Source organism: Mesorhizobium sp. C089B (genome assembly GCF_030323125.1).
Lineage (GTDB): Bacteria > Pseudomonadota > Alphaproteobacteria > Rhizobiales > Rhizobiaceae > Mesorhizobium.
This window is the reverse complement of the sequence record NZ_CP100469.1, coordinates 2,916,409-2,943,065: the sequence shown is the minus strand read 5'-3', so window position 1 is coordinate 2,943,065 and position 26,657 is coordinate 2,916,409. Positions and strand designations below refer to the sequence as shown.

The 26,657-nt window shown below is 60.8% G+C and carries 28 protein-coding genes; 18 read left to right on the top strand and 10 right to left on the bottom strand.

Translation table 11 applies throughout. From position 1 onward, the window contains the following. Positions 1 to 74: 74 nt before the first annotated feature. The 5 genes from rfaE1 to NLY44_RS14565 all read left to right on the top strand — a co-directional run bounded on the left by rfaE1 (position 75) and on the right by NLY44_RS14565 (position 5,081). Complete coding sequence (gene rfaE1 / locus NLY44_RS14585) at positions 75 to 1,568, top strand: D-glycero-beta-D-manno-heptose-7-phosphate kinase (protein ID WP_023671976.1); 1,494 nt, start codon at positions 75 to 77, stop codon at positions 1,566 to 1,568. An 8-nt stretch (positions 1,569 to 1,576) separates the two neighbouring features. Further along, a complete protein-coding gene (locus tag NLY44_RS14580) occupies positions 1,577 to 2,149 on the top strand; it encodes a D-sedoheptulose-7-phosphate isomerase (protein ID WP_023671975.1) in 573 nt (190 codons plus the stop codon). Next, positions 2,142 to 2,795: a D-glycero-alpha-D-manno-heptose-1,7-bisphosphate 7-phosphatase gene (locus NLY44_RS14575; RefSeq protein WP_023805979.1), complete on the top strand. Its 654-nt coding sequence runs from the start codon at positions 2,142 to 2,144 to the stop codon at positions 2,793 to 2,795. Before NLY44_RS14580 ends, NLY44_RS14575 begins: the two co-directional genes overlap by 8 nt. Positions 2,796 to 3,000: 205 nt before the next feature. Then, complete coding sequence (locus tag NLY44_RS14570; protein ID WP_245263849.1) at positions 3,001 to 3,981, top strand: phosphodiester glycosidase family protein; 981 nt, start codon at positions 3,001 to 3,003, stop codon at positions 3,979 to 3,981. Positions 3,982 to 4,326: 345 nt separating this feature from the next. Continuing rightward, positions 4,327 to 5,081, top strand: a protein-coding gene (locus NLY44_RS14565; RefSeq protein WP_156941033.1) for an IS5 family transposase whose coding sequence is annotated in 2 segments (ribosomal slippage) — positions 4,327 to 4,657 and positions 4,657 to 5,081 — 756 coding nt in all. Because the reading frame shifts where the segments join, the coding sequence is not laid out codon by codon here. Between the two features lie 41 nt (positions 5,082 to 5,122). Here NLY44_RS14565 and NLY44_RS14560 read toward each other — a convergent pair. Continuing rightward, the gene (locus NLY44_RS14560) at positions 5,123 to 5,407 is read right to left on the bottom strand and encodes a hypothetical protein (RefSeq protein WP_023805976.1); all 285 of its coding nucleotides are present in this window, start codon (positions 5,405 to 5,407) and stop codon (positions 5,123 to 5,125) included. Positions 5,408 to 5,654: 247 nt separating this feature from the next. After that, the gene (locus NLY44_RS14555; protein ID WP_023671972.1) at positions 5,655 to 6,131 is read right to left on the bottom strand and encodes an Lrp/AsnC family transcriptional regulator; all 477 of its coding nucleotides are present in this window, start codon (positions 6,129 to 6,131) and stop codon (positions 5,655 to 5,657) included. A 255-nt stretch (positions 6,132 to 6,386) separates the two neighbouring features. Here NLY44_RS14555 and trxB point away from each other — a divergent pair, with 255 nt between their 5' ends. Together trxB and NLY44_RS14545 are read left to right on the top strand one after the other, a co-directional pair. Continuing rightward, positions 6,387 to 7,361, top strand: coding sequence for a thioredoxin-disulfide reductase (trxB, locus tag NLY44_RS14550; protein ID WP_023671971.1), 975 nt, complete (start codon positions 6,387 to 6,389; stop codon positions 7,359 to 7,361). 80 nt (positions 7,362 to 7,441) lie between these two features. Beyond that, positions 7,442 to 8,338 carry a LysR family transcriptional regulator gene (locus NLY44_RS14545; protein ID WP_023671970.1) on the top strand — a complete coding sequence of 299 codons (897 nt, stop codon included), beginning with the start codon at positions 7,442 to 7,444 and terminating at the stop codon, positions 8,336 to 8,338. 22 nt (positions 8,339 to 8,360) lie between these two features. Here NLY44_RS14545 and NLY44_RS14540 read toward each other — a convergent pair whose 3' ends face one another. The 3 genes from NLY44_RS14540 to NLY44_RS14530 all read right to left on the bottom strand — a co-directional run bounded on the left by NLY44_RS14540 (position 8,361) and on the right by NLY44_RS14530 (position 12,741). Beyond that, entirely contained in the window at positions 8,361 to 8,858 is a 498-nt protein-coding gene (locus NLY44_RS14540) for a methyltransferase family protein (protein ID WP_023671969.1), read from the bottom strand. Positions 8,859 to 9,583: 725 nt separating this feature from the next. Next, on the bottom strand, positions 9,584 to 11,635 hold the full coding sequence (locus NLY44_RS14535; protein WP_023805975.1) for an elongation factor G: 2,052 nt from the start codon (positions 11,633 to 11,635) through the stop codon (positions 9,584 to 9,586). Between the two features lie 245 nt (positions 11,636 to 11,880). Beyond that, positions 11,881 to 12,741, bottom strand: coding sequence for an alpha/beta fold hydrolase (locus NLY44_RS14530; RefSeq protein ID WP_023711179.1), 861 nt, complete (start codon positions 12,739 to 12,741; stop codon positions 11,881 to 11,883). A gap of 147 nt (positions 12,742 to 12,888) precedes the next feature. On the opposite strand from NLY44_RS14530, the gene NLY44_RS14525 reads away from it, so the two are divergent. After that, positions 12,889 to 13,440 (top strand): methyltransferase family protein, encoded by a 552-nt coding sequence (locus tag NLY44_RS14525; RefSeq protein WP_023683763.1) that lies wholly within the window; start codon positions 12,889 to 12,891, stop codon positions 13,438 to 13,440. A gap of 48 nt (positions 13,441 to 13,488) precedes the next feature. Beyond that, positions 13,489 to 13,884, top strand: coding sequence for a (R)-mandelonitrile lyase (locus NLY44_RS14520; RefSeq protein ID WP_023705864.1), 396 nt, complete (start codon positions 13,489 to 13,491; stop codon positions 13,882 to 13,884). A 58-nt stretch (positions 13,885 to 13,942) separates the two neighbouring features. On the opposite strand, the gene NLY44_RS14515 is transcribed toward NLY44_RS14520, so the two are convergent. Further along, the gene (locus tag NLY44_RS14515; RefSeq protein WP_023805974.1) at positions 13,943 to 15,145 is read right to left on the bottom strand and encodes a pyridoxal phosphate-dependent aminotransferase; all 1,203 of its coding nucleotides are present in this window, start codon (positions 15,143 to 15,145) and stop codon (positions 13,943 to 13,945) included. A 275-nt stretch (positions 15,146 to 15,420) separates the two neighbouring features. Between NLY44_RS14515 and NLY44_RS14510 the strand changes: the two genes are divergently transcribed. Both NLY44_RS14510 and NLY44_RS14505 read left to right on the top strand, forming a co-directional pair. After that, positions 15,421 to 16,320, top strand: a complete 900-nt coding sequence (locus NLY44_RS14510) for an EAL domain-containing protein (protein ID WP_023805973.1) — start codon at positions 15,421 to 15,423, stop codon at positions 16,318 to 16,320. Next, a complete protein-coding gene (locus NLY44_RS14505) occupies positions 16,317 to 17,177 on the top strand; it encodes an EAL domain-containing protein (RefSeq protein ID WP_023805972.1) in 861 nt (286 codons plus the stop codon). The genes NLY44_RS14510 and NLY44_RS14505 overlap by 4 nt, the downstream gene beginning before the upstream one ends. A gap of 100 nt (positions 17,178 to 17,277) precedes the next feature. Here NLY44_RS14505 and NLY44_RS14500 read toward each other — a convergent pair whose 3' ends face one another. Together NLY44_RS14500 and NLY44_RS14495 are read right to left on the bottom strand one after the other, a co-directional pair. Continuing rightward, on the bottom strand, positions 17,278 to 17,478 hold the full coding sequence (locus NLY44_RS14500; protein WP_023671961.1) for a hypothetical protein: 201 nt from the start codon (positions 17,476 to 17,478) through the stop codon (positions 17,278 to 17,280). Between the two features lie 230 nt (positions 17,479 to 17,708). Continuing rightward, positions 17,709 to 17,921: a cold-shock protein gene (locus tag NLY44_RS14495; RefSeq protein WP_015316174.1), complete on the bottom strand. Its 213-nt coding sequence runs from the start codon at positions 17,919 to 17,921 to the stop codon at positions 17,709 to 17,711. Positions 17,922 to 18,219: 298 nt separating this feature from the next. On the opposite strand from NLY44_RS14495, the gene NLY44_RS14490 reads away from it, so the two are divergent. Further along, positions 18,220 to 18,546 (top strand): hypothetical protein, encoded by a 327-nt coding sequence (locus NLY44_RS14490; RefSeq protein ID WP_023689728.1) that lies wholly within the window; start codon positions 18,220 to 18,222, stop codon positions 18,544 to 18,546. A gap of 148 nt (positions 18,547 to 18,694) precedes the next feature. Here NLY44_RS14490 and NLY44_RS14485 read toward each other — a convergent pair whose 3' ends face one another. Continuing rightward, positions 18,695 to 19,276: a methylated-DNA--[protein]-cysteine S-methyltransferase gene (locus NLY44_RS14485; protein WP_023805971.1), complete on the bottom strand. Its 582-nt coding sequence runs from the start codon at positions 19,274 to 19,276 to the stop codon at positions 18,695 to 18,697. Between the two features lie 177 nt (positions 19,277 to 19,453). Between NLY44_RS14485 and NLY44_RS14480 the strand changes: the two genes are divergently transcribed. Together NLY44_RS14480 and NLY44_RS14475 are read left to right on the top strand one after the other, a co-directional pair. Next, complete coding sequence (locus NLY44_RS14480) at positions 19,454 to 20,383, top strand: lytic transglycosylase domain-containing protein (RefSeq protein ID WP_023805970.1); 930 nt, start codon at positions 19,454 to 19,456, stop codon at positions 20,381 to 20,383. Between the two features lie 5 nt (positions 20,384 to 20,388). Then, entirely contained in the window at positions 20,389 to 20,877 is a 489-nt protein-coding gene (locus tag NLY44_RS14475) for a GNAT family N-acetyltransferase (RefSeq protein WP_023805969.1), read from the top strand. 284 nt (positions 20,878 to 21,161) lie between these two features. Here NLY44_RS14475 and NLY44_RS14470 read toward each other — a convergent pair whose 3' ends face one another. Further along, a complete protein-coding gene (locus tag NLY44_RS14470) occupies positions 21,162 to 21,500 on the bottom strand; it encodes a hypothetical protein (protein ID WP_023672415.1) in 339 nt (112 codons plus the stop codon). A 326-nt stretch (positions 21,501 to 21,826) separates the two neighbouring features. Here NLY44_RS14470 and NLY44_RS14465 point away from each other — a divergent pair, with 326 nt between their 5' ends. The 4 genes from NLY44_RS14465 to NLY44_RS14450 all read left to right on the top strand — a co-directional run bounded on the left by NLY44_RS14465 (position 21,827) and on the right by NLY44_RS14450 (position 26,486). Then, on the top strand, positions 21,827 to 22,378 hold the full coding sequence (locus NLY44_RS14465) for a DUF4142 domain-containing protein (protein WP_023733307.1): 552 nt from the start codon (positions 21,827 to 21,829) through the stop codon (positions 22,376 to 22,378). A gap of 300 nt (positions 22,379 to 22,678) precedes the next feature. Further along, complete coding sequence (locus NLY44_RS14460; protein ID WP_023805968.1) at positions 22,679 to 23,143, top strand: cupin domain-containing protein; 465 nt, start codon at positions 22,679 to 22,681, stop codon at positions 23,141 to 23,143. 274 nt (positions 23,144 to 23,417) lie between these two features. Next, positions 23,418 to 23,810 carry a RidA family protein gene (locus NLY44_RS14455; RefSeq protein ID WP_023711190.1) on the top strand — a complete coding sequence of 131 codons (393 nt, stop codon included), beginning with the start codon at positions 23,418 to 23,420 and terminating at the stop codon, positions 23,808 to 23,810. A gap of 162 nt (positions 23,811 to 23,972) precedes the next feature. Next, on the top strand, positions 23,973 to 26,486 hold the full coding sequence (locus NLY44_RS14450) for an HD domain-containing protein (protein ID WP_286457522.1): 2,514 nt from the start codon (positions 23,973 to 23,975) through the stop codon (positions 26,484 to 26,486). Positions 26,487 to 26,657: the final 171 nt, after the last annotated feature.

Genomic DNA, 26,657 nt, shown 5'->3' with positions numbered 1-26,657 from the left:
ATGAACGATCCGGCCCGTAAATTGACAATTTTCAGCGTGATTGAGGTCGGCCTTTCCCTCGCATTGCCAGTGACATGATCAAGCACAATCCGCCTTCGCCCGAACCTTTGCACCGCGCCATTGCCCGCTTTGGCGACGTTGCCGTGCTGGTGGTCGGCGACTTCATCCTCGACCGTTTCGTCAACGGCGTCATCGAGCGCATCTCGCCGGAAGCGCCGATCCCGGTGCTGCACGGGCGCGGCGAGACCTCGACGATGGGCGGCGCAGGCAACGTTGTCGCCAACATCGTCTCGCTGGGTGCCAGCGCTATTCCCATATCGGTGATCGGCACCGATGTGGCCGGCGACAATCTGGTGCGCATGCTGCGCGAACTCGGCGCCGATACGGCTGATATGGCGCAGGAGCGCGGTCGCATGACGTCGTCGAAGAGCCGCTTCAGCGCGCTCAATCAGCAGGTGCTGCGCTTCGATGAGGAAGAGATCAAGCCGCTCGACGACAAGGAACGGGCGGACCTGGTCCGGCATTTTCGCGCCGCACTCACGCGCGCCGACATCGTCATTCTGTCCGACTATGGCAAGGGCATCTTGCTCGACGGCGTCGCCGCCGACCTGATCGCCATCTGCCGCGAGGCGGGAAAACCGGTGCTGGTCGATCCCAAGGGCCGCGACTATGCGCGCTATGCCGGCGCGACCGCCATCACGCCCAACCGCAAGGAGCTTGGCGAAGCTGTCGGTCGCCCGGTTTTCGCCGACGACGAGATCGTCGCGGCGGCACGCCAGCTGATTTCGGCACATGGCTTCGACTTCGTCGTCGCCACCCGCAGCGAAAAGGGCATGAGCGTCGTCGGCGCGGATGAGGCGCGCCACATCGCCACCCAGGCGCGCGAAGTGTTCGACGTTTCGGGCGCCGGCGATACGGTAATCGCGAGCTTCGCGCTGGCTCTGGCCGCGGGCGCCGATCGCGTCATGGCCGCCTCCATCGCCAATGCCGCCGGCGGTGTGGTGGTGGGCAAACGCGGCACCGCGCGGCTGACCGTGGAGGAACTCACCGGCGCGCTGTTCCGCTCGCACGGCCCCACCGCCCATAAGGACGCCATCCTCGATGCCGCATCGGCCGCGCGCATGGTGGCGGCGTGGAAGGACGAGGGCCTGAGCGTCGGCTTCACCAATGGCTGCTTCGATATATTGCATGCCGGCCATGTCAGTCTTCTCCACGCGGCGCGCAGCCAGTGCGACCGGCTGGTGCTCGGCCTCAACAGCGATGCCTCGGTGCGTCGGCTGAAAGGCGCAGGGCGCCCGGTCAACGATCAGCATGATCGTGCCTGCGTGCTCGCCGCCCTGGCCTCGGTCGATGCGGTCGTGGTGTTCGAAGAGGATACGCCGCTGGCGCTGATCGAGGCGCTTCTGCCCGACATTCTGGTCAAGGGCGCCGACTACACGGTCGAAACCGTTGTCGGCGCCGATGTGGTGCAGAAGGCGGGCGGGCGCGTCGTCCTGGTCGACCTTGTCGCCGGCAAGAGCACCACCGGCACGATCGGCAAATTGCGCGCCGGCGGCGGTACTAACTGAGGGATTTCATGTCCGGACTGAATGACTATCTGGTCCGCTCGGCGGCCGCGATCACCGCGACAGTCGAGCGTGACCTGACCGCCGAGATGGAACGTGCTGTGAGTGCGGTCGTCGCCGCGCTTTCCTCGGGCAAGGCGCTGCTGGTCTGCGGCAATGGCGGCTCGGCCAGCGACGCCATCCACATTGCCACCGAACTGGTCGGCCGCTTCCTTAAGGAGCGCAAGGCCTACAATGTGATTGCGCTGCCGGCCAACGCGGGCATGCTGACCGCCTGGGGCAATGACTATGGCTTCGACACCGTGTTTTCGCGCCAGGTCGAGGCGCATGGCGCGCCCGGCGGCGTGCTGCTTGCCATCTCGACCAGCGGCAATTCGCCGAGCATTCTGGCTGCCGCCGAACAGGCTCGGATGATGGGCATGACGGTGGTCAGCCTCACCGGCGACAGCGGTGGCAAACTCAAGCCGCTCACCGACATACTGCTCAACGTGCCCTCGACCTCGACGCCGATCATCCAGCAGGGACATCTCTGCCTCTACCACTATCTCTGCGAGGTGGTGGAAGACCGTCTGTCGAATGGCTGACACCGGGGCCTACGGTCCATACCCGCTGGCTGAGCCCGGCCTGTGGGTTGAGCGGGTGGGTTCGCGGGTGTTTCCAGCCAGCGCGCCGGCGCTGTTCCTCGACCGCGACGGCACCATCAATGTCGACACCGGCTATCCCGACGATCCAGCCAAAATGGCGCTGCGCGACGGCATCGTGCCGGTCATCGCGGCGGCCAACCGGGGCAACATCCCGGTGGTCATCGTCACCAACCAGTCCGGCATCGCGCGCGGCTATTTCGGCTGGAAGGAATTTGCCGCGGTCAACGGCCGGGTTCTCAAGCTGCTTGCCGCCGGCGATGCCTTCGTCGACATGGTTCTGGCCTGCGCCTACCACGAGGCGGGCAGCGGGCCACTGGCGGTCGCCGACCATCCAATGCGCAAGCCCAATCCGGGCATGCTGCTACAGGCCCGGCAGCGTCTCGGCCTCGATCTCAAGCGCTCGCTGATAGTCGGCGACAAGGCCGCGGATATGCAGGCCGGACAACGTGCCGGCCTGCCGCGCGGCTGGCTGGTGGATGGCGAGGGAAGGAATGAGCCGGGCTTCGAGGTTCTGCCGCTGCGCAACCCCGATGATCTGGAACGGCTTTTGAGAGCTGTCGAGTCGCTCGGATCGAGACTGATTTAGCTTTCCGGATCTGTTGCGACGCAATCTCAATGGGTTAGCTTGAGCGTTTCACCGTTTCGCAGAAACGGCGAGCCGATCCATTTCTTTGCTTTGACGCTATTCCCCAGGAAAGCACCACGCTCTTTTGCGGAAAAACTGCAGAGATCAGACATCATTCAAGCAAGAAATTTGCAGATGTCATTCCATCGAAGAACGAGGGAATTCATTGAAGAAAGCAATCTCTGTTGCCGTTGTCTTGTTGATATTGGCTGTGCTTTCAGCCGTGGGGTATGTCTGGCAAAAACACGGCGTGTATGGGCTCAATGCACTTCTTCGCCGCGGCGGAAGCTACTGGATCGCCGTTGCACCCGACGATGCGCGTCTCTCGCCTGCCATGCAGCTTGCGTTGAAATCGGAAATTCCTGATGTGACCGGTGGAGCCAGCTCATGGAATGAAACCGAGCCTGGATTCCAGGTCAGAGAAATCCCCGTCATGGCGGGCGACCGTGAAATTGACCGGCTCTATCTCAACCGTTTCGATCCAGCCAAATTCCGTTTCGTTGCCCGTAACGAGCCCAGTGGTGCCAAGGACATCGACCAGTGGGAAGCGGCACTCAATCCACAAGGCACAGGCGGCACCGTTCTGATCGTCAATGGCAGTTATTTCGGACTGAAGGGCGAAGCCGACACGCCCTTTGTCAGCATGGGTGCGAGGCTCGGGCCGGATGAATACGATGCGAAGGCCGGCGCCTGGTTCGTGAATGCCTCCGGCACGCATGTGGTCGATCTCAATTCACGTGACTGGCGCGCAGTCACGGAGAATGCCGAAAACGCTATGGTTTCCTATCCATTGCTTGTCGGTGAGGACGGCCGCAACAATGTACGCGCCAAGAGCAACTGGTTGGCCAACCGCACCTTTATCGCGGAAGATCGTCAGGGCTGGATCATCGTCGGTTCGACCAAGGACGCTTTCTTCTCGCTGGACCGGCTAGCAAACTTCCTGTTGCAGACCGACCTCGATCTCAAGACGGCGCTAAACCTCGATGGCGGGCCTGTTGCCTGCCTCAGCGTCCGCTCCGGGAACTACCGGTTGAAACACTATGCCAAGTGGGAAGCCCAGGTCGCGGATGGCGACGTCTCACTGCTTCAAGCACCGCTAGATGTGCCCTGGGGATTGCCTGTTGTTCTCACGGTGGAGCGCAGGTAGCAGATCCTGCCCTTGGCAGGGTGGGTCAAAGTACTCCCGATTCCGTAGCTGAAACCGGATGGCATATTCAACCTTGGCCGCTCATGTTCACGCAATCTGACCCGGAATACCCTACGATTTCGGCGCCAGAATTCGCTTTCTGGCTCATATTCGTCGTCAACATGATTGTGATCGGCGCGGCGTTCTCGCGTCAAAAAACATTTTCCGTCTCAAATGGTTGCCGCATGTCATCACATTCGTCTGGCTTGCTTGCTCACCTATTTTGCTAGGGTCAAAACCTAATCAGCCTGTTGAGTTAGTTTAGCAAATCAGGTTCCTTGTCTCGAAATTGCGATGGAGGCGAGGATGAAGCAGATGTTCTGGTTGAATGACGACGCCTGGGCGGCAATCGAGCCGCAGCTGCCGAAGAACCTGCCTGGCGCGCGCAGGGTCGATGATCGGCGCGTCATCAGTGGCATCCTGCATGTGCTGAAAACTGGCTGCCGCTGGAAGGATTGCCCGGCCGAATACGGCCCTCCCACGACGATCTACAACCGCTTCAACCGGTGGTCCCGCCGACAGCTCTGGACCAGAATCCTTGATGCGCTGGTGGCTAAGGGTGTCCTTGCCCTGTCGGCATCTATCGACTCCACCTATATAAAGGCGCATCGCTCCGCTCACGGTGGTAAAGGGGGGCGAAAGCACAGGCCATCGGGCCATCGCGCGGCGGCCAAACCACCAAGATTCATGCGGTGACAGACCTGCTGGGACGGCCCGCCGTCCTGCGGCTCACCGCGGGCAATGTCGCAGACATCACGGTGGCCAAGCCGCTGCTGGATGCCGCCGGACCCGTGCGATGCCTGATCGCCGACAAAGGCTACGATGCCAACGCCTTGCGCAAGCACCTGAAGTCTGAAGGGGCGCAGGCAGTAATCCCGGGACGATCAAACCGCAAGGCGACGATCAGCTACGATGAGACCCGATACAAGGGCCGATGGCGTATCGAAGCTGCCTTCTGCAGGCTCAAGGATTTCCGCCGCATCGCAACCCGCTACGACAAGCTCGCAAGGAATTTTCTCTCCGCCGTCGCACTCGCAACGCTCATCGCATTCTGGGTCTGACCGATCACGCTCTTCTCGTCGTACAAGCAGAGTTCGAAGCGTCAACCGTTGGAAGTTTCAGAGCCAGTCTCAAAACCATTGTCGGACAAAAACCGCTCAATATTACCCAGTCGTTCGATAACATCGAGCAAAACGCTCACACTCTCCTGGCTCGCGACACCTTCGGATCGGCGAATTTCACTGATGACCTCGGAGAGACGGTTGCGCACGCTTTTGCCACCCGCCCAGAGCCCCAACTCCATTTCGATCAAGTCGATCAGACCAATCAGGTCGCTTACCGGGTCAGCGGCGCCAACTGGCACTCTCTCAACTATTTTCTTGAACATTGATCCTCACGAGACCGCCCGATACGCAGAGAATGTGCCTTCTCGGAACTGAAGGCAAGATCAGCCCTATAGGTTGATTGAGTCTGAACCCTAGCCTTTTTAGCTTTGCCGGAGATGTCCCCTGGTGAGAGCCCCGGCCCTGGGGACGGCTTCATTCTTTTGCCAGTTGTCGGAGAGGTAGCAGTGTGTCTGTTGGGGTATGTCTTGGTCGGCGTCGCACATGCTTTTTCGAAGTTAATCTCGCTTATCAGGCGCTGAACGCCACCAGCCCTTCGTCCTTGACGCGGCGGATGGTCAGCGCGGTGCGCACCGTGTCGACATTCGGCGCCGAAGCCAGTTCTTCGATGACGAAGGTCTGGAAGGTGCCGAGATCACTCGCCACGCAATGCAGCAGGAAGTCGGATTCGCCCGAGACCATCCAGGCGTCGCGCACGATCGGCCAGCCGCGAGTGCGCTCGGCGAAGGTTTTGAGTTCCGCGTCGGCCTGGTGATGCAGGCCGATCAGGCAGAAGGCGACGACATCCATGCCGAGCGCCGGCGCGTTGAGCAAAGCGCGATAGCCTTTGATGATGCCGGTTTCCTCCAGCCGCCGGACACGGCGCAGGCAGGGCGGCGCGGAAATGCCGACGCGGCTCGACAGTTCGACATTGGTCATGCGCCCGTCGGCCTGAAGCTCGCGCAGAATCTTCCAGTCGATGGCGTCGAGGTCGGCTTTCAGGGGCATGGCGGTCTCTGCTTAGCGCAAGAATCTTTCGCGATCTCGTCATTAAACGACTTTTGTGGCGATGCCAGCCCTTGGTCGGGCGATTTTGCGACCGTAACGGAAGCGGCCATTGCGCGAATAAGCCTGTGGGCCGAAGCTTTCCGGGGACGACGGCCTGATCGTCTTGCTGGTGTGGTTGGCAACCCTTACATTACCAGCACCGTTTCACGTCTTTTTCCAAGGCACACTCGATTGTCCGCCCCGCAGAGGCTTTAGATGACGACCAAGCACGCGCCTGTCCTTATCATCGGTTCCGGCCCGGCCGGCTATACGGCGGCGGTCTACGCCGCGCGCGCCATGCTGAAGCCGATGCTCGTCGCCGGCCTGCAGCAGGGCGGCCAGCTGATGATCACCACCGATGTCGAAAACTATCCGGGCTTCGCCGATCCGATCCAGGGCCCGTGGCTGATGGAGCAGATGCTGAAGCAGGCCGAGCATGTCGGCACTGACATCGTCAACGACATCATCACCGAGGTCGACCTCAATGTGCGGCCGTTCCGCGCCACGGGCGATTCCGGCACCACCTACACGGCCGATGCGCTGATCATCGCCACCGGTGCGCAGGCGAAGTGGCTGGGCATCCCCACCGAACAAACCTTCATGGGCTTCGGCGTGTCGGCCTGCGCCACCTGCGATGGTTTTTTCTATCGCGGCAAGGATGTCGCTGTCATCGGCGGCGGCAATTCGGCGGTGGAGGAGGCGCTCTATCTCTCCAATCTGGCGAAGAGCGTGACCGTCATCCACCGGCGCAACGATTTCCGCGCCGAGCGCATCCTGCGTGAGCGGCTGTTGAAAAAGGACAATGTCCGAGTCATCTGGGACACGATCGTCGACGAGATCACCGGCCGGCCCGGCAAGACGCCGCTGCCGCCTTCGGTCGAAGGGCTGAAGCTCAGAAATGCGATGACCGGCGAGGTCAGCCATCTCCAGGTGGACGGCGTGTTCGTGGCGATCGGCCATGCGCCGGCGGTGGAATTGTTTGTCGGCAAGCTGAAGCAGAAGCCGAACGGCTATCTGTGGACGGCGCCGAATTCGACCCGCACCGATGTGCCCGGCGTGTTCGCCGCCGGTGACGTGACCGACGATATCTACCGTCAGGCGGTGACCGCCGCCGGGCTCGGCTGCATGGCCGCGCTCGAGGCGGAAAAATACCTGGCCGGCATCGAGGTGCACCGCGAAGCGGCGGAATAAAATCTATCAAGACGGCGTCGCAAGCCGTTCAAAAGCCTGATTTTTCATTCAGACGCCAAAAACAGAACGAGGGGAACTCAATGGCGTTGGACTGGGACAAGCTTCGCGTGTTTCACGCAGCGGCGGAGGCTGGGTCGTTTACCCATGCCGCCGAGACTTTGCACCTGTCGCAATCGGCGATTTCACGCCAGGTCAGCGCGCTCGAACATGATGTCGGGGTGCCGCTGTTCAATCGCCATGCCCGCGGCCTGGTGCTGACCGAGCAGGGCGAAATGCTGTTCCGCACGGCGCATGACGTGCTGATGAAGCTGGAGACCATCAAGTCGAAGCTGACCGAGGCCAAGGACCGTCCCTCAGGCGTGCTGAGGGTAACGACCACGGTCGGGCTCGGCGCCGGCTGGCTGACCGAGCGGGTGCAGGAATTCATCGAGCTCTATCCGGAAATCAGCCTGCAGCTGATCCTGGCCAATGAGGAACTCGACCTCACCATGCGCCAGGCCGACTGCGCGATACGGCTGCGCCAGCCGCAGCAGCCCGACCTTATCCAGCGCCGCCTGTTCACCGTGCATTTCCACCTCTATGCCTCGCCGTCCTATGTCGGCAAGCACGGCAAGCCGACCTCGGTCGCCGATCTGAAGAACCATCGCATCGTCACTTTCGGTGTGCCGGTGCCGTCGCATCTGTCGGAGCTGAACTGGCTGGAAACGATCGGCGATTTCGACGGTGGGCAAAGGGTGCCGACGCTGCAGATCAACGACATCTTGTCGATCAAGCGCGCCGTGCAGGGCGGCGCCGGCATCGCCATGCTGCCCGACTACGTGATCTCCAAGGAATCGGATTTGGTGCAGCTTTTGCCGGAGACCGAGGTGCCGTCCTTCGACACCTATTTCGCCTATCCCGATGCAATGAAGAACCAGGCCAAGCTGCACGTCTTCCGCGACTTCATCATCGCCAAAGCGCGCAGCTGGTCATTTTAAACATGCCCTTGGGAGGTGCTGGTCACCCCCGCCAAGGCGTCAGCCGTGGCAGCCAGCCGGGAACATTGCGGCGGTAGGTCTCGTATTCGCCACCGTAGCGGCGGGCGAGAGTCGGCTCCTCATAGAACCTGACGAAAGAGCCCATGACGATCGCGCCGATGGCGGCATAGGCAGCGACGCTCCAGCTTGAAAACAGCAACGCCTGGCCGAGGATGATCGACAGCACGGCGACGTACATCGGGTTGCGGACATGGCGGTAGACGCCGCCGATCACCAGTCTCTCGGTGGGTGCTACAGGCGCCGGCGTGCCCATGCCTTCGAGCGCGAAGCGGGCAAAGGAATGGACGAGCAGGGCGATGGCCGCGACGATTAGGATGGAGCCAGCCGGCACGAAGCCGGGCACCGTCGACAGCGGCAGACGGTAGCGGTCCGTCAGCAGCCAGGGCACCAGCCCGGCCACGACACAAGGTGCGGCGATGAAGAAGACCGCGCTGCCGGCGATCGCCTGGGGTGTCCGCATGTCAGGTCTCCCTTCTTCCGGCCGACCCTTCCCATCCCGCTGCCGCAAAAATAAACGCCTGCTGCCCGATTCAACGTCATTCGGCTTTTTGCCCGCGAGCGCGAGAATCAGCCCGACTTGCGGTTCTGCGAAGGCAACAGCACGGTCGCGCTATTCATTTGGCAACTTTTCGTGGTCCTATGGCCCCTAGACATGGGTTAGACCACAGCCTGTACCTTTTTGCATGCGTGTGTTGCAAAATAGATGCTTGTTTCTTGGGCATGAACAGCACATATATAGATCATCTCCTGGGCGCGTTCTCCTCCCATTAGCGCCCTCGAGTGTTCCCCTCTGGAGGTTAGCCTTAACAGGCACTTCCAATCAAACTCAGCCGGATCTTCATTGATCCGGCTTTTTTGTTTCCGGGCCTGCCGTAGCCAGCGAAAAATCGAGCAAAATCGCCGCGTAACAGTGACATGTAACCTCAGGTAACATGCCGCAGGCGCGATTCATCGTTTAAGCAGATCATAGGACGCGGTGTGGTTCGACCGGGAGATGGGGGCATCACTCGGAAGATCCGGGCTCAGGCGGCTACCGCGTCCGAACCTATTCGTCTGTTAGTGCCGTATGGCGCGGCGGATACGTGCGGCGGACCTGCCGTTTTCCTCCCAAGAAGACGGTCCGCAATAAGAGCGGCGTCCGGATCATCCGGGCGCCGTTTTTTGTGCGGATCATCCTTTGGCCTGTCAGGCAGCCTTGCCGTTGGCGTTCATCGCTTCGTCGGCCAACCGTCCGGTCAGCTCGGCCATGTGATCGAAGGCGCAACGATAGCTGGCGACGCCGGAGGTCGCCGAGCGCAGTTCGATGATCAGGCCGCCGATCTCGGCCTGCGGCATGGTCGCCTCCACGACATCCCATCCCGGCCAGTCAGGCCGCGCGTCGTAGCCAAGGATCTGCCCGCGCCGTTGCGGGATCAGCGCGATGATCTTCGAAGTGGCTTCGGACGGCGTGACGATCTCGACCTTCATGACCGGCTCGAGCAGCACCGGCGAGCAGGCCGCCATGCCTTCCTTCATGGCCAGCTTGGCCGCCATCTGGAAAGCCATGTCGGAGGAATCGACGGCGTGGTAGGAGCCGTCGGAGAGGTTGACGGCGACATCGACGACAGGGAAGCCGAGCGGGCCGGATTTCAGATAATCGCGCACGCCGGTTTCGACCGACTGGATGTAGGTCTTGGGCACGACGCCGCCGGTGATGGTGTCCGAGAACTGAAAGCCGGAGCCGCGCGGCAGCGGCTTGATCTCGATCACCACATCGCCGAACTGGCCATGGCCGCCGGACTGCTTCTTGTGGCGGCCGCGCTGCTGCACCGTCTTTCGGATCGTCTCGCGATAGGGGACGGCAGGCGCATGGCCTTCGACCGGAATCTGATTCTTGCCTTCCAGCCGCTCGCGCACGACCCGCAGATGCATCTCGCCATGGCCGGACAGCACGGTCTCGGCCGAGTCCTGATTGTGGCGCAAGGTGAGCGAGGGATCTTCCTCGGCCAGGCGCTGGATGGCCGCCGACATTTTGACCTCGTCCTTGCGCTCCTTCGGCCGCAGGGCAAAGGCAAAGACCGGCTGCGGCGGCGTCAGCGTGACCAGCGGCTTGATACCGCCCTTCGTGGAGCTCAACGTCTGGCCGGTCTTGACCTCGTCCAGCTTGCCCAACGCCACCGTGTCGCCGGCCTTGGCAGCGGTGAGCTTGGACTGGTCCTTTCCGAGCATCTTGTAGATGCCGGAGACCTTCGCCGTCTCGCCATTCGACAAATAGAGTTCGGCTGCATCGGCGATCTGGCCGGAGAGTACGCGCGACACGGACAGCTTGCCGCCATGCGCGGTGTGGATGGTCTTCATCACCTGGACCACGGTGTGATTGCCGTCGGGGACGCCGAGCCGTTTGCGCGTCGCCTCGACATCCGGTGCGTCATGGCGGATCGCCTTCAAAAGGCGCAGCACGCCGTTGCCTTTTTCGGCGGTGCCGATCAGCACCGGCGTTATGGCGCCGGCGCGCAGGTCGGCGGACAGATCGTCGAAAACCGCGTCTTTCGGCGGCTCGATCTCCTCCAGCAACTGCTCCATCAACTGGTCGTCATGGTCGGCAAGCGTCTCCAGCATGGAGAAGCGAGCCTCCAGTTCGCGCGCCTTGTCGTCAGTTGGAATTTCGGCAACCTGGCTTTCGGCATATTCGCGGTAGATGTAGGCGCGCTCCAGCGCCAGGTCGATCGAACCGATCACCACATTGTCCTTGCGCAGCGGAATCTGGCGCAGCAACAGCGGCGCCGCGCTCGTCGGCTGCAGCATCTTCAGCGTATCGCGTACGCCGGCGATTGCCTTGTCGACCTTGTTGAGGAACAGGATGCGCGGCACGCCGAGATCGTCGAGCTTGCGCATGATGAGCTGCAAGGCTGGGATCTTCTTCTCGTCGGCCTCGGCGACGACCACCGCGAGATCGCAGGCTGCCAGCACCGGCTCGGCCTCGAAGGAGAATTCGATCGATCCGGGACAGTCGACGAAGGTGATCTGCTCGCCCATGAATTCGGTGGTGGCAAAGGTCGCCTCGACGCTCATGGCGTGCGCCCGCGCCTCGGGCGAATGATCGGAAACGGTGCTTCCCGATGAAACGGGATTTTGGCGGGGGATGGCGCCCGTACGGGCGAGGATGGCTTCGAGAAGTGTCGTCTTACCGCTTGCAAAGGGACCGACTATGGCAATGCATTTCGGTCCCGTGCGTCGTCCTCCGGCGCGAGTACCCATGGCTGACCTCCACTCAGGCGTTGCCCTTGGAGTGCGATCAGCAAAAGTGGAAACGGTTTTGCGCCGATCGCACCCTGTCGTGAGCGGCGGCCGGCCTGTTCGACCGTCGCGGGCGGGGTTGTTTTCATTTAGCCACCTGCCCAACCCATCGTCCCACGGGTTAGCCGGGAGGGCAAGGAAAATAGAAATCGCGCCGCCGTCAGGCGGCCGAGGCAAGACCCGGGGATCAGAACCGTCGGGCGATTTCAGCTTGCCTGAGTGCGGCGCGTGGGCGTGGCGGCTGCACTCTGCTTCACCACCATCTCGGCGTAGCGCGACAGCAACGGGTTGAACAGGTCCGGACGTTCCCAGAAGGGCGCATGGCCGGCGCCTGGTATGACATGGCACTGTTCCCACAGCGAGCTGTAGGCGACGGTCTCGAAATAGCTTAGCCGCACCAGCGGATCATGCTCGCCATTGATCACCGCGACGGGGAACGGAGCGTGCTCGACCACCTGTTTCTGGTCGGCGCCCTTGCCCGCAAACATGGAGCGCGCCACGCCGGCGCGAAGCCGACCGTCGGTGCGCCTGATGGCTTCGCGGAAAGACGGACTGGCGGTGTCGCCGTAGCACAGAGCCTCAAAACGCTCGATGTCGCGTTCGGAGTAGACCTTCTTGGAGGCGAGCAGCATGTCCCAGTTGGCGTGAAAGCCGCGCAGCATGCCAAGCGGCCCTCGCGACACCGGCGGCGCTCCGGTCAGCACCAGGCCGCTGACCGCATGGTGAAAGCTGGCCAGTTCGACCGCCACATGGCCGCCGAGCGACCAGCCGAAGATGATGGCGTGGCCGATGCCCAAAGCGTCGAGAAGCCGGGCTGTGGTCTGGGCAAGGCCGGTAATCGTATAGGCGGTCGCCGGGTCGCGGGCATCGGAGGACTCGCCGTGGCCGGGAAGGTCGAAGGCGATCAGCCGATGGCCGTCGGCAAGCGGGCTATCGAACTGACGGGCAAACACGGCGCGCGAACTGCCCGAGCCATGGATCATGACGATGGGCATGCCGGACCCAGACGACTGGCTGAGGCGCAAGTCGGCCTGCGGCGTGCGGATGGTGCGGTGAGTGATGCTCATGCTGGATTAGACCTTGAGATTTGCCTGACCGCCAACATCGCATCGCTGGCTCTATATGTTCTTTAAACATGTGGTTAAGAAAGGATTTCTAAAGAGATAGCCGGCACGATCGCTGGCTCCATGGCAATCACGCGCGGAATCCCGACAATGGAACCAGTCCTCGATCTTCTTGTCTCGATCTGCAGCATCGCGATGCTTGGCCAATATGTCTGGTCGATGCGGGCGCATTTCCAATCGCAGGCGATGTCTCCAGGCGCCATGGTGATTTCGGCGGCGGTCATCGCCACGGCGCTGTTCTTTCTCGCCACCCTTTGGATCCAATCGCAGCCGGGTTCGGCAAAGCTCACCGGACTTGCCGTCGAACTGGCGAGCTCTGCCCTGTTCTGGTGGGCGATCGTCACGTCGCGCAAGGTGCGGCTGCGCTTCGTCTTCGCACCCGACGATCCGCACAGCCTGCTGACCCACGGCCCCTACGGCCATGTCCGCCACCCCTTCTATACGTCCTACATCGTCTTCTGGATCGGCTGGGGGATCGCGACCTGGTCGGTCTGGGCGTTGGTGCCGGTCGCCGGGATCGCTATCCTCTATGTGTTTGCGGCGCTGGACGAAGAGAAGAAATTTTCGCGCACGCCGCTGGCCGGAGCCTACGCGGACTATCGCGTACGTGCCGGCCTGTTCTGGCCCCGGCTGGGGTGGTAGCCGGCACCGGGGCAGGGTAGGTTCTGCCAAACTTAGGGATCACCAGAGATGAAGATCATTGCCTGCGGCAGCGTGCCGACCATCATCGCGCCGGACCAGTATTTCACCGGCCGCGTGCTGCAGACGCCCATCATCGAGAAGGAAGCGCCGGCCCGGCTCAGAGCCACGCTGGTCAGCTTCGAGCCCGGTGCGCGTACCCACTGGCACACGCATCCGCTCGGCCAGACGCTTTATGTCACTGCGGGGGCCGGCCTTGCGCAGGCATGGGGCGGGCCGATCCAGCAGATCAAGGCGGGCGACGTGATCTCGTTCGAGCCCGGCGAGAAGCACTGGCACGGCGCGGGTGCAAAGACGACAATGACCCACGTCGCCATGCAGGAAGCGCTGGACGGCGTCCACGCAGATTGGATGGAAGCGGTCACCAGCGAGCAGTATGGCGGCTGAGGTCTGCTCTTGACAAAAACCCGGCTCGAAAGGCCGGGTTTCATGTCTCGGAGCCTGATCAGGTCAGCGATGCAGTGAATCGCTGGATGCGGGTGCAGGCTTCCTCCAGCAGCGTCTCCGACGTGGCGTAGGAGATGCGGAAGTTGGGGCCGAGGCCGAAGGCCGAGCCGAACACCACTGCGACACCCTCGCCTTCGAGCAATTCGGAGCAGAAAGTCTCGTCGGTGTCGATTATCTTGCCGGCTTTGGTCTTCTTGCCAATCAGCTGGGCGCAGGACGGGTAGACATAGAAGGCGCCTTCCGGCGACGGGCAGGTTATGCCGCGCGCCTGGTTGAGCATCGACACGACGAGGTCGCGACGGCCCTGAAAGATCGCCTTGTTCCTGGCGACGAAATCCTGCGGGCCGTTGAGCGCCTCGACCGAGGCCCATTGCGCGATGGTGCAGGCGCCCGAGGTCTGCTGGCCCTGGATCATGTCCATCGCCTTGATCAGCTGGACGGGACCCGCGGCATAGCCGATGCGCCAGCCGGTCATGGCATAGGCTTTCGAGACGCCGTTCATGGTCAGCGTGCGCTCGTAGAGTTTCGGCTCGACCTCGGCGATCGTCCTGAAGACGAAGTCGCCATAGGTCAGGTGCTCGTACATGTCGTCGGTCAGTGTCCAGACATGCGGATGCTTCAAGAGCACGTCGGCCAACGCGCGCAGCTCGGCTTCCGTGTATGCGGCGCCGGACGGGTTCGACGGCGAGTTCATCAACAGCCATTTGGTCTTCGGCGTGATCGCCTTTTCCAGCACGGCGGGAGTGAGCTTGAAACCATTGTCGATCGAAGTATCGGCGAACACCGAGGTGCCGCCGCAGATCGCCACCATTTCGGGATAGCTGACCCAATAGGGGCAGGGGATGATGACCTCGTCGCCTGGGTTCAGCGTCGCCATGAAGGCGTTGAACAGGATCTGCTTGCCGCCGGTGCCGACAATGGTCTGCTCGGGCTTGTAGTCGAGATTGTTCTCGCGCTTGAATTTTTTCGCGATCGCCTCACGCAGCGGCGCGATGCCCGAAACCGGCGGGTATTTGGTCTCGCCGCGGCGGATCGCCTCGATCGCCGCATTCTTGATGTTGTCGGGCGTGTCGAAATCCGGTTCGCCGGCGCCGAGGCCGATAATGTCGCGGCCGGCATTTTTCAGCTCGCGGGCTTTCTGCGTCACCGCGATGGTGGCGGAAGGCTTTACGCGGGCAAGGGCGTCGGCAAGAAAGGCCATGGCCAGATATCTCCAGAGGGGTCGGCGCAACCGCAAACAGCTGCGGCGCCTCTCATGTCGCATCGACCCGGCAAGTGCAAGCATTGTCGGATGAGCCAGGGTCAAGGACCCCCTGGAGATCGGCTTTTTGGAGCGCGTGCATGACGGTTTCACTCTGCGTTGCGGGCTCTGCAATCGACGCCTATCCCCGGCAAGACTAAATTCATCAACGGCCGCTAAAACCTTTGACGGCAGGATCGCCAGCCATTTCGCCTGTCTCGCGGAGCGAGGGACCCTTGTCGCGCAGCACCGGGCTTGCCCACATCATCCGTCACGATGACGGCACCGCTTCAGGTGTCTGGGGTCCCTACACGCTGCAGAGCGCCTTTCAGCCGATCTTCGCCTTCAAGGAGAGCAAGCTCTCGATCGCAGCGTTCGAGGGGCTGATCCGGCCGTTTCGTGACGGCGAGCCGCAATCGCCGATGAACTTCTTCCGCACCTGTCCGGCCGGCGACCGCCTGCATATCGAGGCGCTGACGCGCACGCTGCATTTGCTCAATTCCGGCGCCTGCCTGCCGCAAGAGGCTTCGATCTTCGTCAATTTCGATCCGTCGGTGTTTACCGAGCGCTCCATCGCCGATAACGCGCTGCGCGACATGCGGCTGGTGCTGCACGAAGCCGGGATCGATCCGCGCCGCATCGTGTGCGAGGTGACCGAGCAGAAGTCGGCGTCGCAGGAAACGCTCTACAGCTTTGTCGAGGCGCTGCGGGCCAATGGCTTTCGCATTGCCGTCGACGATTACGGCGCCGATGAATCCGACATCAACCGCATCAAGGAGCTCAAGCCCGACATCGTCAAATTCGATGCGCACTGGATCACGCAGCTCATGGAATCCGGCGCCGGCTTTGCCCTCTTGACTGCCATGGTGACGAACTTCGAACTACAGGGCATCCGCACGGTGTTCGAAGGCATCGAGGAAGGCTGGCAGCTTCAATTGGCCGAGAAATCCGGCGCATCGATGGTGCAGGGCTTCGTGCTGGCGAAGCCGGAACTGGCGCCGACCAGCTTTCGCGCTTTCGGCAAGGATGGGCAGCCATCCGTCGCGGCGGCCGAGCCTGGCAAGACGCCTGGCGGCCCGACTGCAGCGCCTCCGGCGCGGTCGGGCAGGGTGTTCGGGCGCAGGACCGGGCCATGACCGGGCAACGCGAGAGGCGTCGCGATATCGGCGAAGCGATCTTTGCCGACGAGGTCGGCATCGAATACGGCGTCTATGGCGCGTTCCGGCTGAAGAGCGCCTACCAGCCGATCTTTGCGCCACGCGGTGGCGCGTTGGCCGCGGTTGCCGTCGAGGCGCTGATCGAACCGCAGCGCGCTTCCATGCCGGTTGCACCGGCCATGTTCTTCGACAGTGTTGCGCCGGGCGACCGCCTGTTTGTCGAGACGATGTGCCGGATGCTGCATCTGAAAAACTTCCGCAACATCGGCGTCGACGGGCTCGACCTGTTCTTCAATTACAACCCGATGATCAACGATCATCTCGGGCGGGCGCTGGCCGAGATCCGGCTGATGACGCGGCATCTTGGCGATCTCGACCTGCATGCCGCCATGCTGGTCTGCGAGATCACCGAACAGGCGGCCGACGATAATGTGCTGGCCCCGCTGGTGCGCGAGATGCGGCGCCACGGCATCCGCATCGCCATCGACGATTTCGGCACCGGCCACTCGACCGCGGAGCGGATGAGCCTGCTTCAACCGGATATCGTGAAGATCGACGGCGGCTGGTTCGCCGAATTCTGCCGCCACGCTGCCGCCGAGCGCTTCTTCCGGCCGCTCGTCTCGTCGCTGCACGATCGCGGCGCCAAGGTGCTGGTGGAAGGCATCGAGCAATCCGTGCATCTGCGCGTGGCGCTGGATGGCGGCGTCGACCTGCTACAGGGGTTCCATCTCGGCCGCTCGGCGCTGGCCGGCACGATCTTCAACCGGGAGCCGCTGTCGATCGAGGCGCTGCTTGGCGCCGACAACAAGGTGGTGCCGCTGCATCTGCGGCGCTGATTTGTGCTCGCGCTTGCCGCCGCTTCGCGGCTCGTTCCGGACCGGACGCCAACGGGCGCGATGCCCGGTTGGGCTTGCGGCCTTCGGCCGTAGCGCGCATTCAAAGAGGGCGAACTCGGCCCGCGTGAAGTTCAGCCAAAGCCTGCTCGGCAAACTTATCCAGCCGGCCAGCCTTGGCGTCCGCCTCGATCTGCATATCCCACACCTCTGCCTGATACGCTGCGAACCATTTGGTAAAGGCCTTTAGTTCTTTGGTGTTCAGGGCTGCGATGGATCTTTCAATCTGTTCGAGCTTGGTCATGGGGCGAAACTAGCATGGCCATCGTCCAATTCCAGACAAACAAAAAGGCGGGATAAATCCCGCCTTCCCATTTTCGGTAGCCTGATCGGAGCTTTAAGTCCGGGCCGGCAGCTATCTGCTGATCCAGCTTGTCGGGTCTTTCTGCTCCAGCGCGCTTCTCGCGCGACCGTCAGTACATCCGTGACTTGCCGCGCGCCCCGAACTCTCGTCCGGCGCGCGCTATCGCAAAATCAGGCTGCCTTGCTCAGAGAACCAGCGGACGACTTGCCTGTGCGGCGGTCCTGCTCGATCTCGAAGTTGATTTTCTGGCCTTCGACCAGGGTCGACAGTCCAGCGCGCTCGACAGCGGAGATGTGAACGAAAACGTCCGCACCGCCCGAATCAGGCTGAATGAAGCCGAAGCCCTTGGTGGCATTGAACCACTTGACCGTACCAGTTGCCATATGAATAGTCCTCGCATTTGCTTTGGTTTGACCGAACCGAGGTTCAGCCGGTTTGTATCGAGATTTTGGAGATAGACGTCAGCAAACGCGAAGATCGCGAGGCCCGGATCGATCGGCCGAAATATCAATGGAGTTGATATAGGCGGGTTTCGCACCAAAAACAAGATGGCTCGAAAAATGGCGTTGCGGTGGCGCCGCCCAAAGGCCGCCCCAATCGCATGAAAGCGTCGAGCAATCGGGAAGATCGGGACGCCCGACGGCGTTAGTCCGGTTTTGGGAGACTGTCATGAAAACGGTTGTGAAAACCATTCTGCTTGCCGCCTGCCTGACGCTGGCGGCCGCCGAGGCGCAGGCGATCTCGCGCTACGACCCCACTCGTATGAGCTGCGACAGGGTGCAAGGCACGATCGCCCGCCAGGGCGCGGTCATCCTGCGCTATCAGTCCAGGCGCGTGCCGGGGCTGCCGCTCTTCGACCGCTATGTGCAGAGCCAGCAATTCTGCAATGTCGGCGAGGTCAGAAAGCGCGCCTATGTGCCGAGCGCCGATACCGAATCCTGCCCGGTCTATCTCTGCAAGCGGATCGAGAACGACCATTTTCACCGCCGCTTCCTGCGCCGTCATTAGGCATATTGATATTCAAGTGAGGCCGGTCTTCTGCGCTTCCGGCGCCCACGTACATTAAGTACGCTCCGCTCCGGTTCTCGAAGACCATAGTTCTCGGTGCGGCCTGACCTGAATCTCAACATACCCAGCCGGCATACCATTCAAGCTCCTAGAACCCGAACGAGACCTGCGCCGCCGGCGGCGGGCCGACGCGCACGCCTTCCATGGCCAGCATCTTTTCCTTGGTGGCCGAGCCGCCGGGCGCCGAGAAGCCGCCGATCTTGCCGCCCGCGGCTAGAATCCGATGGCAGGGGATGACCAGCGGCACCGGGTTGGCGCCCAGCGCTGCCCCGGTTTCGCGCGGCAGGCCGGCTTGGCCGGCGCGCTTGGCCAGTTCGCCATAGGTGGTGGTTTCGCCGTAATGCAGTTTTCGCGCCGCGTCGTAGATGGCGAGACGGAAGTCGTCGACGCCGTCGAGATCGACCGGCACGCCGGAGAAATCGACGTCCTCGCCTGTGGCATACGCCTTGATCGAGGCGATCAGCTCGACCACCCATTGCGGCTGCCCAATGTTCGCAGTCGTATTGGCGGCAACACCGGCATGCCGCATCAGCCGGCGCTCCACCGCTTCGCGGCTCCTTTCGGGCAGGCAGAGCCGGATCAGGCCCTTTTCGCTCCAGGCGATGCCCATGAAGCCGATCACTGTTTCTAACACTGCGTGGCCGGCTGTGATCGAAGATGCCGTTTCCATGATGCGCTCCTTTCCGCAAAGCGGCGAAAACCAGGATGCCGACCGGTACATATGCAGAACAATATGGCATCTGAGCCCGGCTCTCGCCACCCGAAAACCACCAGATGGTCCCGATTGCCCACCAGGAATCGCTGGTGTAAGGACTTCTTAACAACCGACAAATCGGACCCGCGCGGCTTGCCAGCAAAATTCAACCTTTTCGCGATCTCTGTGATCGTCGGCGCAGCTGCCCTCAGCGGCTGCCAATCGACCTCGCAGATGAAGGCTACGCCTGCGCTGACCGAAACCGCGACCGCCGCCGGCAGCGATGCCGGCTTCACCTTGCCGCTGCCCGATACGGTTTCGGTGCTACCGCAATCCTCGGGCATAACACCCGTTCAGTCGGCCGAAGCGACGCCGGCCACGCCAGCGCTCGATGCCGCTGCGCTGCCGGTTGCCGCGACCGCGGCCTTTGCTGGCGCGACGCCCACGGCCCCGGCCCTGCCTGCGGTGATGGCCGCCAACGCCTGGCAGGCGCCTGCGCCCGCCAAGGCCGGACAGCCGGTCGCGGCGCAATATACGACCGCCGGCCTTGTCATGCCGGCGACCGCCAAGGGCGGCCAGAACGCCATGCCCGGCGTGCAGCAGGTAGCCTATGTCGTGCCGCAGAACCCTGCTTCCCTGGGCCAGTTCCCCGCCGCGCCCCTCGGTCTCCCGGAAGAAGAGCATGCGACCGGCATGCGCGGCGACGTCGACCGGCTGATCCAGAAATACGCTGCTCTCTACGAGGTGCCGGTCGATCTGGTGCGCCACGTCGTCAACCGCGAAAGCACCTACAATCCCAAGGCTTACAATAACGGCCATTGGGGGCTGATGCAGATCAAGCACGCGACGGCGCGCGGCATGGGCTATGACGGGCCGGCCAAGGGCCTGTTCGACGCCGAGACCAATCTGAAATACGCGGTCAAATATCTGCGTGGCGCCTGGCTGGTGGCGGGTGGCAACGCCAAGAAGGCCGATTGGCTCTACCAGACCGGCTATTATTTCGACGCCAAGCGCAAAGGCCTGCTCGAGGCCACCGGCCTCGGTGTCGACCGCAAGCGCCGCCGGCTGCAGCCCGACGCCTGAGCGCGATGCCTGAACCGCGCCCGCCGGCTCCAAACGACATCCGGCTGCGCAAGATCCTCGACGAGACGCTCGTTGCACCGCACTGGCCGGACGGCTTTACCATGCGCTGCTTCGAACATGGTGACGCGCAGTCCTTGCATGCGCTTTTGACCGAGGTGTTCGACGACGGCACCGACGGCCCGTTCGACGAATGGTGGCCGCGCATATCCAGCGATGCCGAATTCGACCCGGCGCTGTGTTTCCTCGTCATCGACGCCAAGGGACGGCTGGCGGCGGCAGCGCTGTGCTGGACGAGGGCCTTCGTCAAGGACCTCGCGGTCCATCCCGAAGCGCGCGGCCAAGGCATTGGCGAAGCGCTGATGTGGCAGGCTTTCAACGCCTTTCGCGATCGGGGCGCGGCCCATGTCGACCTCAAGACCAACACGGTCGAGAACGCCGCCGCGCTCCGGCTCTACGAGCGGCTGGGAATGATGCCTGTCGCCTGGGAAGGGTAAGGCTTTCTTGCCGCAATTCCCTGGGAAAGACGCTACGCGCTTTTTCCCGGGAAAACCGGTTCCCACTTTTCCTGGAATTGCTCGAGCGCTGTTGAAATCCTTCGGATTGTGAACTGCTTCACATAGGCCGCCGCAACCGGATGCTACCTCACCTTCCATGCCTTTCGACCGATGGCGGATCGACGACTGGCAGATGTGGAGGGGCTGCACCGGCATGTGTTCAGCCACTCCTTGGCGGGTCCCAGGCGGGGGTTTGGGGCCCGCCAGTCGTTTTGCGGTCGCCCTCAGATATCGGGCGCATTGCCGATCTTCTTTTTGAGCTCAATCGCCCAGGCGCGGCCCTCGTCGCCGCCCCACAGCAGCCAGGCGATATGGCCGGCCGATGGATTGTCTTCATTGCCGTAATTCTTGCCGCGCTTGTCGACCTCGTGGCGGGCGAAATAGCTGACCATGCGGCGGATGGTCGAGGGCGCCAGCTTTTCGCGGTTCTTGAGTTCCGTCGCCCGCGCCACGCCGATCTCGGTGCCGCCCCGGCCGAACTGCTTGCGCAGCCTCAACCCCTTGGCGGCATTGTCGGCCACCACTTGCGGGCAGCGCAGATCGATCTCTTCATCCTCTTGCATGTGTCTCCCCAGCTCCGGAAATCTAACCTGCAGACGCAATACAGGGAAGTGCAACCGGCTCCCAATGCAGCGCCGTCCATTAGGATCAGCGCGCCATCGGCATCTGCGAGATCCTGTGGAACCTTTATGGATTTCACGCCTGAGGGTCGGCCGAACTGGAACGAACAGCTGCAATATGGCGAGGCGTGCTGTCCTGAGGTTTGTCCGCCAGGGGCTCGGGACGGCTCTTCGGCAGATGGTCGCTGACGAATAGTTCTCCGGACGCAACCCTGCCGCCAATGCCGCGTTTGATTAGCCGAGGGAAATTTTCAAATCGGAGACCTCAGATGAAAACGCTTCTCACCATTGCCGCCGTCGCCTTGTTCGCCGGTGCCCCTGCCGCCTTTGCGGCCAACTCGACTGCGGTCGCGCCTGCCATGGCCGCCAGCAAGGTCGATACCCCAACCTTCGTCAAGACCGTGCCTAGCTCCAACGAATTCGAAATCCAGTCGAGCAAGCTCGCCGAGGAGAAATCCAAGGCGGCTGACGTCAGGAAATTCGCCAAGCAGATGGTCAAGGACCACACCAAAGCCGGCAAGGAGTTCAAGGCGGCGCTGAGCCAGGGCCAGACCACCGGTTCGACCAAAGCCGCGGGACCGGCCCTGCAGCCGAAGGAGCAGGCAATGCTCGACGAGTTGAAGAGCACAAGCGGCAAGGATTTTGACGCCAAGTACATCCAGATGCAGACGGACGCGCACAAGGAGGCCGTTGCCCTGTTCAGCACCTATGCCAACTCGGGCGACGACCCGGCGATGAAGGAATTCGCCAAGAAGACGCTGCCGACGCTGCAGATGCACGAGAAGCACGTGAAGGAACTCGCGGCCGCGCATCAGGGTTGAGGGTTGGTGACTGGCCAGCAACAGCATTCTACGGCGCCCCCTCTGTCCTGCCGGACATCTCCCCACGAGTGGGGAGATCAGCAGCGTCGGCGCCGTGCTTTTCTACCGACGGTGAAAATTGGCGAAGGCTGAGGCGACAGCCAATCTCCCTGCTTGTGGGGGAAATGTCCGGCAGGACAGAGGGGGGCGCCGTAGAGTGCGACGGCCGATGCCTGCCGTTGGCAAGGCATTGCGGCAAAGTGGCTCTGTGGCTGCGGCGGCAGTGACATACACTGCCGCCACCAATTCAATGGAGCTCCCATGCCCAAGATCGACCTGTCCACCGTGCCTGTCCGCAAGGGCTCCGGCTACCCCGCACCCTTCGACGCCCCTTGCGCCGAGCGCACACGCCACCGCCTCGGCGATGCCGGCGGCCTCACCGATTTCGGCGTCAACCTGATGACATTGCCATCAGGCGGCTGGTCCAGCCAGCGCCACTGGCACAGCCATGAGGACGAGCTCGTCTATGTGCTGGAAGGCGAACTGGTGCTGGTCGAGGATGGCGGCGAGACGCTGCTCAAGGCCGGCGACTGCGGGACCTTTGCCAAGAACAGTGGCAACGGCCACCACATGATCAACCGCTCGTCCACAACGGCGCGCTATCTCGAGGTCGGCTCGCGCAATCCGGATGATCTCATCACTTGCTCCGACATCGACATGATGAGCCCGAGTTCGGACGGCAGGTTCCTGCACAAGGACGGCACGCCGTATCCGGGGCAGGGGTGAGCGCTGGACCATGCTTCGGCGCTGGTGTTCGCTGGGCGACAGGATAAGTTCCTCACGATTAAAGGTGGCGCCGGTCCCCTCATCCGACCGCTTCGCGGCCACCTTCTCCCCGCTGGGGAGAAGAGGGAAGCGCTGGCGCTGACCGGCTCCTCTCCCCTCGGGGGTCTGAAGGACGGGCGAGACACGTGGCTCGCCCCGGAACGGTCAGCCGAGCGAAGCGGAGGCTGGGTGAGGGGGCCTTGGCGCCAGCTTGGCAAACAAGGGGAAGATCACCATGAAAAAAGAAGTCATCGAAGTGCCCGTCATGTCGGCCAAGGTGCGGGCGCTCGGGCTGCCCTGCTCGACAGCGGTCCGGGCCAACGGCTTCGTGTTCATATCGGCGACGCCGCCGGTGGACATGGTGACCGGCGAGATGGTGCGCGGCGACATCGAAACGCAGACCGAGGCGTCGCTGAAGGCGCTGAAACACTGCCTGGAAGCGGCGGGAACCTCGCTCGACAATGTGGTGATGGTGCGCATCTACGCCGTCAATTCCGGCTTCTACAACGCCATCAACCGGGTCTACGCCAAGTACTTCAGCGTCAATCCGCCGGCGCGCAGCTTCGTGCCTGTGGCGTCGTGGCCGATGGAGTTTGATATCGAGATCGAGTGCGTGGCGGTGGGGTGAGGGGGCCAAAGCCTTCTTAAATCTAAAAGACTCCAAAAACACAAGGCTATCTCAACCGCGCTGCGGGCCGGGAGGCAGCAGAAAGCGAAAGAGCTTGCAACCCGTTCTATTCACATAGATATAAGTTGGTTGGGCATGTAGATTGGGGAGTGGGAGCATAAAATGGTCGACTTCAGATCAACTAAAACATGGTCATCGTCTTTAGAAATCAAATCACAAGATAAATTTGGCGAGGAAAGGGGGATTTTGCGAAGCTCCTTTCTCGCCGCGCGCACCAAGGCGTCGTTACTAGTTCAGGAAATAGCTAGAGATTTGCCTGAATATACTTCCCACGATATAACGCATCTTGATGCTCTTTGGGAGTACTGCGATCTTATTATTGGCGATAGCCTAGATCTCAATCCAGCTGAGGCGTATGTCTTAGGGTTGAGCTTTCTTACCCATGACGCTGGTATGTCGCTAGCTGCCTACCCGAATGGCCTCGATGATCTTAAGAAGACAACTATTTGGAAGGACTTGAGTGCTCTATATAGAAGTGATATAAATTGGTCTGGCCTTCGTGTCGAAGCCGATTTAGATAAAATGGCCACTGCTGAGTCTCTAAGGCTTATGCACGCCGAGAAGTCGGTAGATGTTGCCAACCAGTTTTGGGTAGATAGGAATGGCAAGCAGATATACATAATTGATGACGAAAGGCTTCGTAATTCATTTGGTGAGGTGATAGGTGCTGTCGCCAAAAGTCACTGGGAAAGTATAGAGAAAATACATGTCTACTTAAATAGAATAATTGGGTCTCCTCCGTTCCTTCCTCCAGAATGGACGTGCGATCTTCTCAAGTTGTCGTGCATATTGAGAGCGTGCGATGTTGCTCATTTAGACTCCCGCCGCGCTCCATATTTTACCCAGCTATTTCGCAACCTACCACCAATCAGCCGAGACCATTGGATTTTTCAGGAAATGTTAGGTCGACCTATCGCTGTTGGCGACCGCCTTTCCTACGCCAGCACTAGAAGGTTCAGCGAGACGGAATCTGCGGCCTGGTGGCTCTGCTATGACACGTTGAGATATGTAGATGCCGAGTTGCGATCTACAGATGCACTTTTGGCGGATACACGGACTGACTGTCGCTTGGCAGTACGCGGCGTGTCGAACGTTGAAACTCCTGCGCTTATGGAAAAGAACGTGGGGACAAGGGACTGGGTTCCGGTTGATGCTCAAATCAGAATTTCAAACGTGTCCAAAATTGTTTCTATACTGGGTGGTCGGGGCCTTTACGGCGATAATCCGCTAGTTGCGTTACGTGAGCTGATACAAAATAGCTGCGACGCAGTTAGGGCCCGTCGGCTTATTGAGGGTCGGGGAAACGATTGGGAAAAGATAAGGGTCCGCAAGAGAGTAAGTGACAATGGAACCTATATTGATATCTCCGACGATGGGATTGGCATGTCTTTGGAAGCTATCAATTCTAAGTTATTAGATTTTGGCTCAAGCTATTGGGAGTCTTCGCTTTCCTATCTCGAATTGCCGGGCTTGTACGCGAAGGGATATAAGAGCACAGGGCGCTTCGGCATAGGGTTCTTTTCCGTCTTCATGCTCGGAGATCAGGTCTCAGTTTGGACAAGGCGGCCTTCTGCCCCTTTGGAGAAAACAATTGAGCTGGTGTTTAATTCCGGAATTTCTACTCGACCGTTTATTCGATACGCGAACGAGTCGAAAAGACTTGTGGATCCAGGCACTATTGTCAGCGTGAAGATTTTCGATAAGCCTGAGAAGCTTTTTCCTAGAGGTCGAGAGGTCGGGTATTTCTCAAAAAGCATAGAGAGAATAGCGTGCAGTTGTGACGTAAATATAGAGATAGTTGATGATGGTGATGGTGGATATCAATTGAGCATTCCAGCTAACTCCTGGAAAGAGCTTGATCCACCTGGCTTGGTTAGAAGAACGTTTGACGCTGATCGCTCAAATAACGAGAGATTTGGCTCGATAAAGCAAATTCAAAAGGAGTTGATGAAAGACGCGAGACGTGCTCGCCCCGTTATCGCGAAGTCTGGGGAAATCCTTGGCTTCGGCTTTTTGAACCCAAGGCCGGATTACTATATTGGCCCGGAGCTCGATGGAATAATTACGGTGGGCGGATTGAAGGCCGATCAAATAAATGGACTGTCAGGAATTTTCTTGGGTACGACTAACGCAATCTCACGAGACATAGCGTGCTTACGAGGTTCTAGAGAAGACTATAGCGATTGGATTAGTGATCAAGTCAACCTTATTCGTAAGGAGAATATCGACTTTGGAATATCAGTCGGGCTTGCCGAAACTTTGTTGCATCTTGGGATTAAGGATGAATCCCTTCCTATAATGGAAAGGGCAGGCCCAGCAGCATCGATTAACGATTTAAGGAATTTTCTTCGTGTAGAGGGGGAAGTCAAGTTTATTCATGATGCATCTCTGAGCCTGATGCGAAGAAGTTATGCAGCTGTTTCGTCCAATAAACTTGGAAGCATAGTACTAGATGATAATGTCTTTTCTGTTAGAATGGGAACTCGGCCGATATTTCCGATGAGGCGGCTGCATTTTAGAGAAGAGGTGGTTTGGAACGGCGACGGAGTCCGTTCCGATTTTGGTATTTTGGTTGGGTCGTTAGTGTTGTCGAAGAAGAGTGGAATGTGTCAATAGCCATAGATGAATATAGAGAAGCTAAGGCTAGGCTAGGCTCCTTAGATGGCAACCAGCTTGATGACAGATTATATGTGTTTAACAGGAATTCTTTGAGCTCCAGGGGAGCTAAGAGAAAGAGGTCGATGCGTCAGAAGTGATTCTGGATGCGGTGGCGATTACCCGATCAAC